Annotated in this window: 12 protein-coding genes; 10 read left to right on the top strand and 2 right to left on the bottom strand. The window is 40.3% G+C overall.

From position 1 onward, the window contains the following. Positions 1–5 precede the first annotated feature (5 nt). Positions 6–353 (bottom strand): thioredoxin, encoded by a 348-nt coding sequence (locus SK629_RS04180; protein ID WP_000434635.1) that lies wholly within the window; start codon positions 351–353, stop codon positions 6–8. 111 nt (positions 354–464) lie between these two features. Further along, positions 465–2,183 (bottom strand): phospho-sugar mutase, encoded by a 1,719-nt coding sequence (locus tag SK629_RS04175; protein WP_004260217.1) that lies wholly within the window; start codon positions 2,181–2,183, stop codon positions 465–467. Between the two features lie 153 nt (positions 2,184–2,336). Here SK629_RS04175 and abc-f point away from each other — a divergent pair, with 153 nt between their 5' ends. From abc-f to serB, 10 genes are all read left to right on the top strand, one after another. Continuing rightward, positions 2,337–4,238: a ribosomal protection-like ABC-F family protein gene (gene abc-f, locus SK629_RS04170; protein WP_042900719.1), complete on the top strand. Its 1,902-nt coding sequence runs from the start codon at positions 2,337–2,339 to the stop codon at positions 4,236–4,238. Between the two features lie 2 nt (positions 4,239–4,240). Further along, positions 4,241–5,104: an XRE/MutR family transcriptional regulator gene (locus SK629_RS04165; protein ID WP_042900718.1), complete on the top strand. Its 864-nt coding sequence runs from the start codon at positions 4,241–4,243 to the stop codon at positions 5,102–5,104. Positions 5,105–5,183: 79 nt separating this feature from the next. Then, positions 5,184–6,362: an MFS transporter gene (locus SK629_RS04160; protein ID WP_042900717.1), complete on the top strand. Its 1,179-nt coding sequence runs from the start codon at positions 5,184–5,186 to the stop codon at positions 6,360–6,362. 92 nt (positions 6,363–6,454) lie between these two features. Beyond that, positions 6,455–8,413: an NAD-dependent DNA ligase LigA gene (ligA, locus tag SK629_RS04155; protein WP_042900716.1), complete on the top strand. Its 1,959-nt coding sequence runs from the start codon at positions 6,455–6,457 to the stop codon at positions 8,411–8,413. 112 nt (positions 8,414–8,525) lie between these two features. Then, the gene (pulA, locus tag SK629_RS04150) at positions 8,526–10,805 is read left to right on the top strand and encodes a type I pullulanase (protein ID WP_042900715.1); all 2,280 of its coding nucleotides are present in this window, start codon (positions 8,526–8,528) and stop codon (positions 10,803–10,805) included. Positions 10,806–11,121: 316 nt separating this feature from the next. Continuing rightward, a complete protein-coding gene (gene glgB, locus SK629_RS04145; protein WP_042900714.1) occupies positions 11,122–13,050 on the top strand; it encodes a 1,4-alpha-glucan branching protein GlgB in 1,929 nt (642 codons plus the stop codon). Next, positions 13,040–14,182 (top strand): glucose-1-phosphate adenylyltransferase, encoded by a 1,143-nt coding sequence (locus tag SK629_RS04140; RefSeq protein WP_000787283.1) that lies wholly within the window; start codon positions 13,040–13,042, stop codon positions 14,180–14,182. The genes glgB and SK629_RS04140 overlap by 11 nt, the downstream gene beginning before the upstream one ends. Next, positions 14,172–15,311: a glucose-1-phosphate adenylyltransferase subunit GlgD gene (gene glgD / locus SK629_RS04135; protein WP_042900713.1), complete on the top strand. Its 1,140-nt coding sequence runs from the start codon at positions 14,172–14,174 to the stop codon at positions 15,309–15,311. Before SK629_RS04140 ends, glgD begins: the two co-directional genes overlap by 11 nt. Further along, positions 15,308–16,741 carry a glycogen synthase GlgA gene (gene glgA / locus SK629_RS04130; RefSeq protein WP_042900712.1) on the top strand — a complete coding sequence of 478 codons (1,434 nt, stop codon included), beginning with the start codon at positions 15,308–15,310 and terminating at the stop codon, positions 16,739–16,741. Before glgD ends, glgA begins: the two co-directional genes overlap by 4 nt. Before the next feature lie 195 nt (positions 16,742–16,936). Then, positions 16,937–17,581, top strand: a complete 645-nt coding sequence (gene serB, locus SK629_RS04125) for a phosphoserine phosphatase SerB (RefSeq protein WP_042900711.1) — start codon at positions 16,937–16,939, stop codon at positions 17,579–17,581.

Genomic DNA, 17,581 nt, shown 5'->3' with positions numbered 1-17,581 from the left:
ATCTTTTACAATCCAGCGAAATCTTTGATTTCTTGTGCTGACATTGAAGAGTCGCAACGGACATTGATTTGTCCATCTGCAATGTGAACGAAGCCTGGTACAGTTGGGATTCCGTAGCGTGAGCGGAATGCTTGCAACTCATTGAGTTGGCTTGGCTCTTCACTGTTGATGAAGTAGATGTGAGCTTTAGTTTCAGCTACGACACCTGCCAAGGTACCAGCAAATTTACGGCAGTAAGGGCAAGTTTTACGACCGATGAAGAAAGTTGCAGTTTCTTTTTTATCAAGTGCTTCTTGTGCACGCGCAACTGTAGTGACTTCAAGGTCTTTGATATTATCTAAAAATTGTTCCATGAGATTACCTCGCTTTCATTGATAAGTCTAGTATGCCATAAAGTTTCTAAAATTGCTTAGATTTGATACGAAAAAAAGATGAGATTGGTTGGTCTCATCTTTTATAGGGTTTTATTTTACAAATGCATTGATTTCTGCTTCGATATTAGCAATCTTAGTTTGTGATTCTTCATTAGTTTCACCTACAACTGCAATATAGAACTTGATTTTTGGTTCTGTACCTGAAGGGCGAACGGCAATCCATGAACCGTCAGCAAGTGTGTATTTCAACACATCACTTGGAGGAGTTGTCAAGTTTGTAACAGTGCCGTCAGCAGCAGTAGCTGTTTGAGCTTTGAAGTCTTCTACGACAGTGATAGCTGTTGCATTCCATTCTTTTGGAGCATTGTTGCGGAATTTAGCCATAATCGCTTTGATTTGTTCAGCACCATCGACACCTGAAAGAGTAACAGAGATTGTTTTTTCTGCATAGTAGCCATACTCTTTGTAGATTTCTTCGATACCGTCAGCAAGAGTCAAACCACGTGAGCGGTAGTAGGCAGCAAGTTCAGCAACGACAAGAACGGCTTGGATTGCATCTTTATCACGTACGAATGGTTTAATCAAGTAACCGAAACTTTCTTCAAATCCCATCATGTAAGTGTGATTGTGTTTTTCTTCAAATTCTTGGATTTTTTCAGCGATGAATTTGAAACCTGTCAAAACGTTGAACATGGTTGCGCCGTAGCTTTCAGCAATCTTCGTTACCAAGTCAGTTGATACGATCGATTTGCAGAGGGCCGCATTTTCAGGAAGAGTTCCAGCGTTTTTGTGGGCTTCCAAGATGTATTTAGCCATGATAGCACCGATTTGGTTACCTGAAAGGTTGAGGTAGCTACCATCTTTTTGAAGAACTTCAACACCAACACGGTCAGCGTCTGGGTCAGTTGCCACAAGAACATCTGCACCAACTTGACGACCAAGTTCTTCAGCAAGGGCAAAGGCTGCTTGGCTTTCTGGGTTTGGAGATTTAACAGTTGAGAAATCTGGGTCAGCAGTTGCTTGCGCTTCAACGACTTGAACAGAGTCAAATCCTGCTTGGGCAAGAGCACGACGAGCCAACATTTCACCAGTACCATGAAGTGGTGTGTAGACAATCTTCATGTCTTTACCAAATTCTTCAATCAAAGCTGGGTTGATGTTTACGTCCTTAACCTCTTTAAGGTATTCTACGTCAACAGCTTCGCCGATAACTTCAATCAAGCCAGAAGCTTTTTCAGCTTCCACATCAGCAACTTCAACTGCAAATGGGTTTTCGATAGCACGGATATAAGTAGTCAAAGCGTCCGCATCGTGTGGAGGCATTTGTCCACCATCTTCACCGTAAACCTTGTAACCGTTAAATGGAGCAGGGTTGTGGCTAGCTGTGACCATGATACCTGCGAAACAGTTGAGATGACGAACTGCAAATGAGAGTTCTGGAGTTGGACGAAGGCTTTCAAATACATAAGATTTGATACCATGTTTAGCAAGAACTGCTGCAGATTCAAAGGCAAACTCTGGTGAGAAGTGACGGCTATCGTAGGCAATTGCTACACCGCGTTCTTTTTCGTTTCCACCTTTTGACTCAATCAAACGAGCCAATCCTTCAGTAGCTTGGCGAACAACGTAGATGTTGATGCGGTTTGTACCAGCACCAATCAAGCCACGCATACCTGCAGTACCAAATTCAAGATTGGTATAGAAGGCATCTTCCTTAGTTTTTTCGTCCATATTTTCCAAATCTTGACGAAGGTAGTCAGGAAGCTCCGCAAAATCAACCCATTTCTGGTAATTTTCTTGGTAAGACATTAAAATTCTCCTTTTTGTAAATTGTTTTAACCGTTCACATTATAGCACTTTTTAGCGTTTTAGTAAAACGGCAGCATAATTTTCAGAAAAGTAGTGACATATGCCGGTTTATCAAGTCTTGAATGCCTTAGGGAAACATGCTATACTACTTGTATGATTATTTTACAAGCTAATAAAATTGAACGATCTTTTGCAGGAGAGGTTCTTTTTGATAATATCAATCTGCAAGTTGATGAACGAGATCGGATTGCCCTTGTTGGGAAAAATGGTGCAGGTAAGTCTACTCTTTTGAAGATTTTGGTTGGAGAAGAGGAGCCAACTAGTGGAGAAATCAATAAGAAAAAAGATATTTCTCTGTCTTACCTAGCTCAAGATAGTCGTTTTGAATCTGAAAATACTATCTACGATGAGATGCTTCATGTCTTTGATGGCTTACGTCGGACGGAGAAGCAACTTCGTCAGATGGAGTTGGAGATGGGTCAAAAATCTGGTGAAGATTTGGATAAACTGATGTCAGATTACGACCGCTTATCTGAGAATTTTCGCCAAGCAGGCGGCTTTACCTATGAAGCTGATATTCGAGCGATTTTAAATGGATTTAAGTTTGATGAATCTATGTGGCAGATGAAAATTGCTGAGCTTTCTGGTGGTCAAAATACTCGTTTGGCTCTAGCCAAAATGCTCCTTGAAAGACCTAATCTTTTGGTACTAGACGAGCCAACCAACCACTTGGATATTGAAACGATTGCCTGGCTAGAGAATTACTTGGTAAACTATAGCGGTGCCCTTATTATTGTCAGCCACGACCGTTATTTCTTGGACAAGGTTGCGACGATTACGCTGGATTTGACCAAGCATTCCTTGGATCGTTATGTGGGTAATTACTCTCGCTTTGTCGAGTTGAAGGAGCAAAAGCTAGCTACTGAGGCAAAAAATTATGAAAAGCAACAGAAGGAAATCGCTGCTCTGGAAGACTTTGTCAATCGCAATCTAGTCAGAGCCTCAACGACCAAACGCGCCCAATCTCGACGCAAACAACTGGAAAAAATGGAGCGTTTGGACAAGCCTGAAGCTGGCAAGAAATCTGCCAACATGACCTTCCAGTCTGAGAAAACGTCTGGTAATGTTGTTTTGACTGTTGAAAATGCTGCTATTGGTTATGATGGGGAAGTATTGTCAGAGCCTATAAATCTAGACCTTCGTAAGATGAATGCTGTTGCCATCGTTGGTCCTAATGGTATTGGCAAGTCAACCTTTATTAAGTCTATAGTGGAGCAGATTCCGTTTATCAAGGGGGAAAAGCGCGTTGGGGCTAATGTTGAGGTTGGTTACTATGACCAAACCCAAAGCAAGCTGACACCAAGTAATACTGTACTGGATGAACTCTGGAATGATTTTAAGTTAACACCAGAAGTTGAAATCCGTAACCGTCTAGGTGCCTTCCTTTTCTCAGGAGATGATGTTAAAAAATCAGTTGGCATGTTGTCAGGTGGAGAGAAAGCTCGTTTGCTTTTGGCCAAATTGTCTATGGAAAACAACAACTTCTTGATTCTGGATGAGCCAACCAATCACTTGGATATTGATAGCAAGGAAGTGCTAGAAAATGCCTTGATTGACTTTGATGGAACTCTTCTATTCGTCAGTCACGACCGTTACTTTATCAATCGTGTGGCAACTCATGTTTTGGAATTGTCTGAGAATGGTTCGACTCTCTACCTTGGAGACTACGACTACTATGTTGATAAAAAGGCTGAAATGGAAGTCAGTCTGACAGAGGAAGCTTTAACCAGTAATCAAGCAAAGGAAGCAAGTCCGGTCAATGATTATCAAGCTCAGAAAGAAAGTCAAAAAGAAGTCCGCAAACTCATGCGACAAATCGAAAATCTAGAAGCTGAAATTGAAGAGTTAGAAAGTCAAAGCCAAACCATTTCTGAACAAATGTTGGAAACAAACGATGCCGAAAAACTGATGGAATTACAGGCTGAGCTGGACAAAATCAGCCACCGTCAGGAAGAAGCTATGCTTGAGTGGGAAGAATTATCAGAGCAGGTGTAAAGATGGAAAATCTAGGAAAAGTATTTCGTGAATTTCGGACAAGTGGAAATTATTCTTTAAAGGAGGCTGCAGGCGAGTCCTGTTCAACTTCTCAGTTATCTCGCTTTGAGCTTGGGGAGTCTGACCTAGCAGTCTCACGTTTCTTTGAGCTTTTGGATAACATTCATGTCACAATCGAAAATTTCATGGATAAGGCAAGGAATTTTCACAATCATGAACATGTTGCCATGATGGGACAAATTGTGCCTCTTTACTATTCAAATGATATTGCAGGTTTTCAAAAGCTTCAAAGAGAACAACTTGAAAAGGCTAAGAGTTCGACAAATCCTCTTTATTTTGAGCTGAACTGGATTTTGCTACAGGGTCTGATTTGTCAAAGAGATACGACTTATGAGATGAAGCAGGATGATTTGGATAAGGTAGCAGATTATCTCTTCAAAACAGAAGAATGGACTATGTATGAGTTGATTCTTTTCGGTAACCTCTATAGTTTCTACGATGTGGACTATGTCACTCGGATTGGTAGAGAAGTTATGGAGAGGGAGGAATTTTACCAAGAGATTGGTCGCCATAAGAGATTGGTGTTGATTTTGGCCCTCAATTGTTACCAGCATTGTTTAGAGCATCTTTCTTTTGATAATGCAAGCTATTTTGAGACTTATACAGAGAAGATTATTGGTAAAGGCATTAAGCTTTATGAACGTAATATTTTCCATTATCTAAAAGGCTTTGATTTGTACCAAAAAGGACAGTGTAAAGAAGGTTGTAAGCAGATGCAAGAAGCCATGCATATTTTTGACGTGCTAGGTCTTCCAGAGCAAGTAGCCTATTATCAGGAACACTATGAAAAATTTATCAAAAATTAATTTTCCCAAATAAGGGAAAAAATAAAAAGCTCCTTTCGGTTTTGATACAATAGTTTCAAAATTTGAGAGGAGTTTTTATATGAATCGCTATGCAGTACAGTTGATTAGCCGTGGAGCTGTTAACAAGATAGGGAATATGCTCTATGATTATGGAAATAGTGTCTGGTTGGCTTCCATGGGGACTATCGGACAGACAGTTTTAGGAATGTATCAGATTTCTGAGCTCGTCACATCTATTCTCGTAAATCCCTTTGGTGGAGTTATATCAGATCGATTTTCTCGTCGTAAGATTTTAATGACGACAGACCTTGTTTGTGGGATTCTTTGTTTAGCTATTTCGTTCATAAGGAATGATAGTTGGATGATTGGGGCTTTGATTTTTGCCAATATTGTGCAGGCTATTGCTTTTGCCTTTTCTAGACCAGCAAATAAGGCCATTATCACAGAATTGGTAGAGAAGGATGAACTGGTCCTCTACAATTCTCGTTTGGAGTTGGTCTTGCAGGTTGTCAGTGTGAGTTCTCCTGTACTTTCTTTTCTGGTTTTACAGTTTGCAAGTCTTCGCATTACCTTGGTATTAGATGCCCTTAGTTTTTTTCTCGCTTTTGGCTTGGTAGCCTTGCTTCCAAAGAAAGAAGAGAAGACTATGGGTGAGAAGAAACTCACATTCAAAGTTATTTTTTCTGATATCAAGGAGGGAGTTCACTATATTGTGAAGCAAAAGGAAATCTTCTTTTTGTTAGTCATGGCTTCAAGTGTCAATTTTTTCTTTGCAGCTTTTAATTATCTCCTTCCCTTTTCAAATCAGCTCTATGGAGTACAAGGTGCCTATGCCACTATTTTAACTATGGGGGCTATCGGTTCTATTGTTGGGGCGCTGTTAGCTAGTAAGATTAAAGCCAGTATGGAAATGCTTCTGTTTTTATTGGCTCTGACTGGACTTGGAGTGATGATAATGGGTTTCCCCCTCCCCTCCTATCTTGCTTTTTCAGGAAATTTCATTTGTGAACTATTTATGACGATGTTCAATATTCACTTTTTTACTCAGGTACAAACCAAGGTTGAAGGGGAATATCTGGGAAGGGTTCTCAGTTCGATTTATACCTTAGCTATACTTTTTATGCCAATTGCAACAGGTTTAATGACATGGCTTCCAAGTGTCCATCTTTATTCTTTCTTAATTATTGGACTTGGAGTTGTAGTCTTATCTTTCTTAGCTCTAGGCTATGTTCGGATTCATTTTGAAAAAGAGACATAAGGCTACTTGAGATTCAAAAATAATTTCAAACTAAGTGTTTTTTCCGCCCTTCTCGTTTGTGAGGAGGGCTTAGTTTATGGTAAAATGGTCTTATGAATAAAAGAATGAATGAGTTAGTCGCCTTGCTCAATCGCTATGCGACTGAGTACTATACCAGCGACAATCCGTCTGTTTCAGATAGTGAGTATGACCGCCTTTACCGTGAGTTGGTCGAGTTAGAAACTGCCTATCCAGATCAAGTATTAGCAGACAGTCCGACCCATCGTGTTGGTGGCAAGGTTTTAGATGGTTTTGAAAAATACAGTCATCAGTATCCTCTTTATAGTTTGCAGGATGCTTTTTCACGTGAGGAGCTTGAAGCTTTTGATGCGCGTGTTCGTAAGGAAGTGGCCCATCCAACCTATATTTGTGAGTTGAAAATCGATGGCTTATCTATCTCGCTTACTTATGAAAAGGGGATTTTGGTTGCTGGGGCAACGCGTGGAGATGGTTCTGTTGGGGAGAATATCACGGAAAACCTCAAGCGTATTAAGGACATTCCTTTGACCTTGCCAGAAGAACTAGATATCACAGTTCGTGGAGAATGTTATATGCCACGCGCTTCTTTTGATCAGGTTAACCAAGCTCGCCAAGAAAATGGAGAACCTGAATTTGCCAATCCTCGTAATGCGGCGGCAGGAACCTTGCGTCAGTTGGATACAGCAGTAGTTGCCAAGCGTAATCTTGCGACTTTCCTCTATCAAGAAGCCAGCCCTTCAACTCGAGATAGTCAAGAAAAAGTCTTGAAGCACCTTGAACAACTTGGTTTTGTGGTCAATCCTAAGCGAATCTTGGCTGAAAACATAGATAAAATCTGGGATTTTATTCAAGAAGTAGGACAGGAACGAGACAGTCTTCCCTATGATATCGATGGGTTGGTGATCAAGGTCAATGACTTGGCAAGCCAAGAAGAACTTGGTTTTACCGTCAAGGCTCCAAAGTGGGCAGTAGCCTATAAGTTTCCAGCTGAAGAAAAAGAAGCTCAACTACTCTCAGTTGATTGGACAGTTGGCCGTACTGGAGTTGTTACGCCAACTGCAAATCTGACACCAGTTCAGCTTGCTGGTACGACTGTTAGTCGTGCAACTCTGCACAATGTAGATTATATTGCTGAAAAAGATATTCGTAAAGACGATACGGTCATTGTCTATAAGGCTGGGGACATCATCCCTGCGGTTTTACGTGTGGTAGAGTCAAAACGAATTTCTGAAGAGAAACTAGATATTCCAACAAACTGCCCAAGTTGTGATTCGGACTTGTTGCACTTCGAAGATGAAGTGGCCCTCCGTTGTATCAATCCGCGTTGTCCTGCCCAAATCATGGAAGGTTTGATTCACTTTGCCTCTCGTGATGCTATGAATATTACAGGACTTGGTCCATCTATTGTTGAGAAACTCTTTGCTGCAAATCTAGTCAAGGATGTGGCGGATATTTATCGTTTGAAAGAAGAAGATTTCCTCCTTTTAGAAGGGGTTAAGGAAAAGTCCGCTTCTAAACTGTATCAGGCCATCCAAGCATCTAAGGAAAACTCAGCTGAAAAACTCTTGTTTGGTTTGGGGATTCGTCATGTCGGAAGTAAGGCCAGTCAGCTGTTACTCCAACATTTCCATTCAATCGAAAATCTGGCTCAGGCAGATCCAGAGGAAGTTGCTAGTATTGAAAGTCTGGGTGGTGTGATTGCCAAGAGTCTTCAGACTTACTTTGCGACAGAGGGCTCTAAAATTCTCCTCACAGAATTGAAAGAAGCTGGGGTTAACCTGGACTATAAAGGTCAGACTGTAGTAGCAGATGCAGCCTTGTCAGGTTTGACAGTGGTATTGACAGGAAAATTGGAACGACTCAAGCGCTCAGAAGCTAAAAGCAAACTCGAAAGTCTAGGTGCCAAGGTAACAGGCAGCGTTTCTAAAAAGACCGACCTCGTCGTTGCAGGAGCAGATGCTGGAAGTAAACTGCAAAAAGCACAAGAACTTGGTATCGAAGTTCGAGATGAAGCTTGGCTAGAAAGCTTGTAATAATCGTTTAAAATAAGAGTTTAGATAATATAACTATGTTTGTTAGTAGTGACAAAATTGGTCAAGAATTTATTAGTGAAACAGAAACAAATTAAAAAAGGAAAAATAAAAAATGTTTAATTACCCTATGCGCATTCATTACCATCGCAAGAATGGAGAATACGACACTTGCTCCTTTGTAAAAAGTCAGGATCAACGAATTGATTTGCTGACCTACAAAGAAGATTATTTTGGAGCTTTATTTAGTTTTGAACACCCAAGTTCTCATGCCTTAGAAAGCTTGAATTTTGTGGTTCATACAGGTCAAACCAGTAAAGAATATGCTATCCGTTTTAATCACTATCCCCTCTTAACAGAGGTCTGGATTTTGGAAGGAGATGACAGAATTTATTATTCTGAAAATCCTGCTATTGCCAGTCCTTTCTATAAAAATCAAAATCCTTTTGCCTTTGATAAGGCCATTAACAGTGCTAGTTTTGATCATCATTGGGGTTACCAAGGAGAATTGGGGTGCCGTGTAGAGGACAATCAGGCTCATTTTTCCCTTTGGGCTCCAACAGCGACAGAAGTGCAGGTTGTCGTTTATGAATCAGCTACTAATGATGCACCTGTTTGGAAGACTTTTGATATGGAGAGAGGCAATAGCTACTCTTATAACCATAAGGACAATACTATTGGTGTCTGGAGTTTGGATGTTGAGGAAGATTTGACTGGTAAGGCTTATCAGTATCAAGTCCAATTTCCTCACCACCAAAGTCTTACTCGCGACCCGTACACCATTGCGACCAGTCCTGATGGCAAACGTTCAGCTATCCTGAGTCATGAAGAAAAGCAAATTGAAAACTTTGAGGTTAAGCACGGTTCTGATGCTACTTGGCGCTTGGCAAATCCATGTAAGGCAGTTATTTGTGAAATGCACATTCGTGATTTGACCAAATCACCGACCTCAGGTGTGGATGAACATCTTCGAGGAACTTTCTTGGGTGCTGCTCAGACTGGAACGGTTAACCAATATGGACAAGCGACAGCCTTTGATTACATCAAGAGTATGGGTTATAATTATGTGCAACTGCAACCAATTGCAGATCGTCATAAGGAATATGATTCAGAAGGTAATGTGACCTATAACTGGGGTTATGATCCACAAAACTATAACGCACCAGAAACGAGCCTTTCTACTAATCCAGATGATCCAGCTCAGGTCATTCGTGATTTGAAGACCATGGTTCAAGCCTATCATGATGCGGGTATTGGTGTCATTATGGACGTGGTCTATAACCATACTTTTTCAGTTGTTGATGCACCTTTCCAAACAACTGTCCCTGATTACTATTATCGTATGAATCCAGACGGTACCTTCCAGAATGGAACGGGTGTTGGAAATGAAACTGCCAGTGAACACGAAATGTTCCGCAAGTATATGATTGATTCTCTTCTATACTGGGTGCAAGAATACAATATTGACGGCTTCCGTTTTGACTTGATGGGGATTCATGATGTCAAGACCATGCAGATGATTCGCCAGAGCTTGGATGAAATCGATCCAAACATTATCCTCTATGGAGAAGGATGGGATATGGGAACAGGTCTTGCCCCTTATGATAAGGCTAAGAAAGACAATGCCTATCAGATGCCAAATATTGGTTTCTTTAATGACAATCAGCGCGATGCTGTTAAAGGGGGAGAAGTCTACGGTGCTATCAAGTCAGGTTTTGTCAGTGGTGCTGCTACAGAGCCAATTCTAGCCAAAGCAATCCTAGGCAGTCGTGAATTAGGTACCTATACACATCCAAATCAGGTGCTTAACTATGTGGAAGCCCATGACAATTACAATCTTCACGATTTGTTGGCAACCCTTCATCCAGACCAAAGTTCCGAGCAAATCATGCGTAAGGTCGAAACTGCCACAGCCATGAATCTGCTTATGCAAGGGATGGCCTTTATGGAAATCGGTCAAGAATTTGGTCGTACCAAACTGGTTGCGACTGGTGAGAATGGTGAGTTGACCCATGATGATAGAGAGCGTGCTATGAATAGCTATAATGCTCCTGACAGTGTGAATCAAGTCAACTGGGACTTGCTTAATGAGCATCAAGACAGTATTGAGTTTATCCGTCAGATGATTCGCTTGAAGACAGAAACAAGTGCCTTTTCTTACCCTACTTATGAAGAAATTTACCATCATGTCTTTGTTCATTCAGCAAATGAACATAGTGGTTGGATTGTTTATGAAATTCATGGGGAAGAGCACTTATTGGTTGTCTTTAATGCTAAAGGGCAAGACTTCCAGTTTGAGAATGCTGGAAATCTAGAACTGTTGGTGACCAATAGCCATTTAGCTGATAAAGACACGGTTGGTGGCGTTAGCGCCAGCGTCTTTAAAGTTTTGTAGAATTTTACAATTTAAATTCATTTGCAGTAGTTTATCTCTTAAAAACAATAAAATCAGGAAATTCATCTCCTGATTTATTTTTTACTTAAAATTATTTTTTTGTTAGCAAAATAACGAACTTTATGATAGTATTGTTAAAAAACAATTCGTTTTCAAAGTGTTTCTGAAAATTTCTTGATTTACAAGTGAATACATCAGTGAATTTGTTGAAGACTTTCAAAAGAATTTTTAGCAAATATAGTAATTTACTTGAATCTTATCTAAAAAGATAGTATAATAAAACTATGGAAAACGCTTACAAAAGATAGGAGGGTGTATGGATAAGAAAAAAGCTTTAGAAACTTTTATGACAGGTGAGAATTTTCACCTCCAGCATTATCTGGGAGCGCATAGGGAAGAAAAAGATGGTGAGTCTGGCTATACTTTCCGAGTTTGGGCACCCAATGCTCAGGCAGTTCACTTGGTAGGGGATTTCACCAATTGGGTTGAAAATCAAATTCCGATGGAACGGAATGAATTTGGAATTTGGGAAGTCTTTACCAGTCTTGCTCAAGAAGGCCAAATTTATAAGTATCATATCACACGTGCAAATGGTCATCAGCTGATGAAGATTGACCCTTTGGCTGTACGGTATGAGGCACGACCTGGGACTGGTGCTATTTTAACAGATATTCCAGAAAAGAAATGGAAGGATGGTCTCTGGTTAGCCCGTAGAAAACGCTTGAGCTTTGAAGAGCGTCCTGTCAATATTTACGAGGCTCATGCTGGCTCTTGGAAGAGAAATCCTGATGGCAGACCTTATAGTTTTGCTCAATTGAAAGATGAACTCATTCCTTACTTGGTTGAGATGAACTATACTCACATTGAGTTTATGCCCCTGATGTCTCATCCTCTAGGTTTGAGTTGGGGCTATCAGCTTATGGGTTACTTCGCCTTAGAGCATGCCTATGGTCGCCCTGAAGAGTTTCAAGATTTTGTTGAGGAATGTCACTTAAACAATATAGGCGTTATTGTAGACTGGGTACCTGGTCACTTTACTATCAATGATGATGCCTTGGCCTATTATGATGGAACACCGACTTTTGAATACCAAGACCATAATAAGGCTCATAACTACGGTTGGGGAGCACTCAATTTTGACCTTGGAAAGAATGAAGTCCAGTCTTTCTTGATTTCTAGTATTAAGTTTTGGATTGACTTTTACCATCTAGATGGTATTCGCGTGGATGCAGTGAGTAACATGCTCTATCTTGACTATGATGATGCACCATGGACGCCTAATAAAGATGGTGGTAATCTCAACTACGAGGGATATTATTTCCTAAAACGCTTGAATGATGTCATTAAACAAGCTCATCCAGATGTGATGATGATTGCAGAAGAAAGCTCATCTGCAACACAGATTACTGACACCAAGGATTCAGATGGTCTTGGCTTTGATTATAAATGGAATATGGGTTGGATGAATGATATCCTCCGATTCTACGAAGAAGATCCGATTTATCGTAAATACGACTTTAACCTAGTGACTTTCAGCTTTATGTATGTCTTCAAGGAGAATTATCTCCTACCATTCTCGCACGATGAAGTGGTTCATGGCAAGAAGAGTATGATGCACAAGATGTGGGGAGATCGCTACAATCAATTCGCAGGCTTGCGTAATCTTTACACCTACCAAATTTGTCACCCAGGTAAAAAATTGCTCTTCATGGGTAGTGAATATGGGCAATTCCTAGAATGGAAATCTGAAGAACAGTTGGAATGGTCTAATCTAGAAGATCCAATGAATGCTAAGATGAAGTATTTCACTTCTCAGCTAAACCAGTTTTACAAAGACCACCGCTGTTTGTGGGAAATTGATACCAGCTATGATGGTATTGAAATCATTGATGCGGATAATCGAGACCAGAGTGTTCTGTCCTTCATCCGTAAGGGTAAAAAGGGCGACATGTTAGTCTGTGTCTTTAATATGGCACCTGTTGAACGAAAAGATTTTACAATCGGACTTCCTGTTGCAGGTATTTATCAGGAAGTATGGAATACTGAGTTAGAAGAGTGGGGAGGTGTCTGGAAAGAACACAATCAAACTGTTCAAACGCAAGAAGGACTATGGAAGGATTATGAGCAGACCTTGACTTTTACCTTACCTGCTATGGGAGCTAGTGTATGGAAAATCAAGCGTCGCTTGAAATCTGATAAAACTGTCACAAGTAAAAACCAAAAAGGAGTAGAAAATGAAGAATGAAATGTTAGCTTTGATTCTTGCTGGTGGGCAAGGAACTCGTCTCGGTAAACTCACTCAAAGCATTGCAAAACCAGCTGTGCAATTTGGTGGGCGCTACCGTATCATTGACTTTGCTCTTTCAAACTGTGCCAACTCAGGCATCAACAATGTTGGAGTCATCACCCAGTATCAACCACTTGCTCTCAACAACCATATTGGGAATGGTTCAAGTTGGGGTCTAGATGGGATTAATTCTGGTGTCTCTATTCTTCAACCTTATTCGGCAAGTGAAGGAAATCGTTGGTTTGAAGGAACTAGTCACGCTATTTACCAAAATATCGATTATATCGATAGTGTCAATCCTGAGTATGTCTTGATTCTGTCTGGGGACCATATCTACAAAATGGACTACGATGCTATGCTCCAATCTCACAAGGATAATAATGCTAGTTTGACAGTAGCAGTTTTAGATGTCCCTCTTAAAGAAGCTAGCCGTTTTGGTATCATGAATACAGATGCTAACAATCGTATTGTAGAATTTGAAGAGAAACCAGCTCAACCTAAATCTACCAAAGCCTCTATGGGGATTTACATTTTTGATTGGCAACGTCTCCGCAATATGTTAGTCGCTGCTGAAAAGAGCAATGTTGATATGTCAGACTTCGGTAAAAATGTCATTCCAAATTACCTTGAGTCAGGTGAAAGTGTCTATGCCTACGAATTTAATGGTTATTGGAAAGACGTTGGTACTATTGAGTCGCTTTGGGAAGCGAACATGGAGTACATTTCTCCAGAGAATGCCTTGGATAGCCGTAACCGTCAATGGAAGATTTACTCAAGAAACTTGATTTCACCACCAAACTTCCTTGGGGCAAATGCTCATGTGGAAGACTCATTAGTTGTAGACGGATGTTTCGTTGATGGAACGGTTAAACACTCTATTCTTTCAACAGGTGCGCAAGTTCGTGAAGGTGCAGAAGTTGTTGATTCAGTTATCATGAGTGGAGCCATCATTGGACATGGGGCTAAAATCAAACGTGCCATTATTGGTGAAGGTGCAGTTATTTCTGATGGTGTCGAAATTGATGGAACAGAAGAAGTACAAGTTGTAGGATATAATGAAGTAGTGGGGGTAGCAACAGATGAAGATTGATAAATATTCTGCCATTTTAGGAAACACAGTTGGTTTTCATGACATGTCAACATTGACAGACCACCGTCCAGTAGCTAGTTTGCCATTTGGCGGTAAATATCGTTTGATTGACTTCCCACTCTCAAGTCTTGCCAATGCTGGTGTTCGTAGTGTTTTTGGTATTTTTCAGCAGGATAATATTAGTTCTGTTTTTGACCATATCCGTTCAGGGCGTGAGTGGGGCTTATCAACTCTTCTCAGTCACTATTATCTAGGTATTTACAATACACGCGTTGAGAGTAGCACAGTAGGAAAAGAATACTACCAACAGCTTCTTACTTATTTGAAACGTTCCGGCTCAAACCAAACAGTATCACTCAACTGTGATGTTTTGATTAATATTGATTTGAACCAAGTGTTCCACCTTCATAACACAACGAAGGGATCTATTACAGTTGTTTATAAGAAACTTCCTAAGAAAGATATTTCAGAAGTAAATGCAATCTTAGAAGTGGATGAAACAGACCATGTCCGTTCTCATAAACTTTTTGATAGCAAGTCAACAGCTGAAATGTTCAATATGTCCACAGATATCTTTGTCGTTGATACACCTTGGTTGATTGAACGTCTAGAAGAAGAATCTAAAAAAGAACATCCAGAGAAGTTACGTTATGTTTTACGGGATTTAGCTGCCAAAGAAGGGGCTTTTGCCTACGAGTACACAGGCTACCTTGCAAATATTCACTCTGTAGAGTCTTATTACCAAGCTAATAAAGATATGCTTGAATCGCAAAAATTCTACTCTCTTTTCTCACCAAACCAAAAGATTTATACAAAGGTCAAAAACGAAGAGCCAACTTACTACGCCAATACATCTAAGGTAAGTACATCTCAGTTTGCTTCTGGTAGTATCATTGAAGGTCAAGTGGCTAATTCTGTTCTATCACGCAATATTCATGTCCATAAGGATAGCTTGGTTAAAGATAGCATCTTATTCCCTCGTGTTGTTATTGGAGAAGGTGCTCAGGTAGAATATGCTATCTTGGACAAGGGTGTGGAAGTTGCAGATGGAGTTGTGATCCGTGGAACTGCAGAACATCCAGTTGTCGTTAAGAAAGGTACTAAAGTAACAGAGGATATTCATTCATGAAAATTTTATTTGTAGCAGCTGAGGGTGCACCCTTTTCAAAAACAGGTGGTTTGGGAGACGTCATTGGCGCTCTTCCCAAATCACTGGTAAAAGCTGGGCACGAAGTGGCAGTGATTTTACCCTACTATGACATGGTAGAAGCTAAGTTTGGAAATCAGATTGAAGATGTTCTTCATTTTGAGGTGAATGTTGGTTGGCGCAGACAGTACTGTGGAATTAAGAAAACAGTGCTAAATGGTGTGACCTTCTACTTTATTGACAACCAATATTATTTCTTCCGTGGCCATGTTTACGGTGATTTTGACGACGGAGAACGCTTTGCCTTTTTCCAACTGGCTGCCATTGAGGCTATGGAAAGAATTGACTTTATCCCCGACCTTCTCCATGTTCATGATTACCATACAGCCATGATAGTATTCTTGTTAAAGGAAAAATACCGTTGGATTCAAGCTTATCAAGGAATTAAAACTGTTTTAACCATTCATAATTTGGAATTCCAAGGACAATTCTCAGAAGGAATGTTATGGGATTTGTTTGGAGTTGGCTTTGAACGTTACGCTGATGGCACCCTTCGCTGGAACAACTGTCTGAACTGGATGAAGGCAGGTATTCTCTATGCTGACCGTGTTTCAACCGTTTCGCCTAGCTATGCTCATGAAATTATGACCAGTCAGTTCGGATGTAACTTGGATCAGATTCTTCGAATGGAGTCTGGTAAAGTTTCTGGTATCGTGAATGGGATTGATGCTGATCTGTATAATCCTCAGACGGATGCTCTTTTAGACTATCATTTTAATCAGGAAGACTTGTCTGGAAAAGCGAGAAATAAGGCAAAATTGCAAGAACGAGTTGGCTTGCCAGTTAGAGCTGACGTTCCTCTGGTGGGAATTGTTTCTCGTTTGACACGTCAAAAAGGTTTTGATGTCGTGGTGGAAAGTCTACACCATATCTTGCAAAATGATGTTCAGATTGTTCTTTTAGGAACTGGTGATCCAGCCTTTGAAGAGGCTTTCTCATGGTTTGCTCAAATCTATCCAGACAAGCTATCAGCCAATATCACTTTTGATGTCAAACTAGCTCAAGAAATCTATGCTGCTTGTGACCTCTTCCTCATGCCGAGTCGTTTTGAACCATGCGGTTTGTCTCAAATGATGGCAATGCGTTACGGAACCTTGCCATTGGTTCATGAGGTTGGTGGCTTGCGAGATACTGTTCAAGCCTTTAATCCGATTGAAGGAAGCGGTACTGGCTTTAGCTTTGACAATCTATCTCCTTACTGGTTGAATTGGACTTTCCAAACAGCATTGGACTTGTATAGAAACCATCCTGACGTTTGGAGAAACTTACAAAAACAAGCTATGGAGTGTGATTTTTCATGGGATACAGCCTGCAAGTCATATCTAGACTTGTACCAAAGCTTAGTTAACTAATAGATAAAAGAGTCTGGGACAAAAAGATTTTGATTTTAGGAATTCTTTATTATAAATTTTTAAAACCGATAGATTAGATAGAAAAGCGAACAAGACAGAATTCTGAGTCTCAGATGACTCGTTTTGTTCGCTTTTTATATTTAAGGTTAGACTTTTGTCCCATACTCTTTTTAGGCTATTTAGAGAGGAGAAGATATGTCTCAAGTAAAAGGCTTGTGTGTCATGGATGTTGACGGCACCTTAATCCTAGAAGAAGTGATTGATTTGTTGGGTAGGGAGGCAGGTTGTGAGGAGGAAATTTCGCGGCTTACAAGTCAGGCGATGCGAGGAGAGTTGAATTTTGAAACGAGTTTACGAGAGAGAGTAGCTTTGTTAAAAGGCCTACCTGATTCGGTCTTTGAGAAAGTTTTCAACTCCATTCATCTATCGCCAAATGCCCAGGAATTCGTTTCTATTCTCCAAAAGAATGGCATCCTAGTTGGTCTGGTGTCTGGTGGATTTACACCAATAGTTGAGAGATTGGCAAAATCTCTAGGGATTACCTATTTCTCTGCCAACCAACTTGAAGTCAAAGAAGGTTTTTTAACAGGAAAATTAGTTGGAGCAATTATAAGCCCTGAAGTCAAACAAGCAACTCTGGAAAAATGGAGAAAGGAATTCAAACTCCCCAAAGAAAGAACAGTTGCAATCGGTGATGGGGCTAATGACTTATTAATGTTGAAATCAGCAGGACTGGGAATTGCTTTTTGTGCTAAAGAAGTGCTGAAAAAAGAAATACCAAATCATGTTGATAAGAGGGATTTTTTAGAAGTTCTTCCTTTGATTGACTTTTTAGAATGA

Origin of the sequence: Streptococcus mitis (genome assembly GCF_000722695.1) — a bacterium.
GTDB lineage: Bacteria > Bacillota > Bacilli > Lactobacillales > Streptococcaceae > Streptococcus > Streptococcus mitis_O.
The sequence above is the reverse complement of the archived record's forward strand: the minus strand, read 5'-3'. Positions and strand labels throughout refer to the sequence as shown.